General features: G+C 67.7%; 1 pseudogene. It reads left to right on the top strand.

The features are described 5' to 3' along the window. A pseudogene (locus tag VTU_RS26160) lies at window positions 1-325 on the top strand (DNA repair protein RecN); the annotation flags it as partial.

Here is a 325-nt window from a genome sequence, read left to right as displayed (position 1 = left end):
ACGCAGGGCAAGAGCCGGGCCTGGGTGAATGGCACACCGGCCACGGCCACGCAGCTGCGCGCCCTCGGCGATCTGCTGCTCGACATCCACGGCCAGCATGCATGGCAGAGCCTCACCCGCCCCGAATCGGTACGCGGGCTGCTCGACGCCTTTGCCGGGATCGGCGCCGCAGAGACCACAGCCCTCTGGACGCAGTGGCGCTGCGACCAGAAAGCGCTGCAGCAGGCCCGCCAGGCGCAAACAAGCTTGCAGCAAGAGCGCGAACGCCTCCAATGGCAAATCGGCGAACTGGACAAATTGGCTCCGGCGCAGGGTGAATGGGACG

The organism is Verminephrobacter aporrectodeae subsp. tuberculatae At4 (assembly GCF_000193225.1).
Classification (GTDB): domain Bacteria; phylum Pseudomonadota; class Gammaproteobacteria; order Burkholderiales; family Burkholderiaceae_C; genus Acidovorax; species Acidovorax aporrectodeae.
The sequence above is the reverse complement of the archived record's forward strand: the minus strand, read 5'-3'. Positions and strand labels throughout refer to the sequence as shown.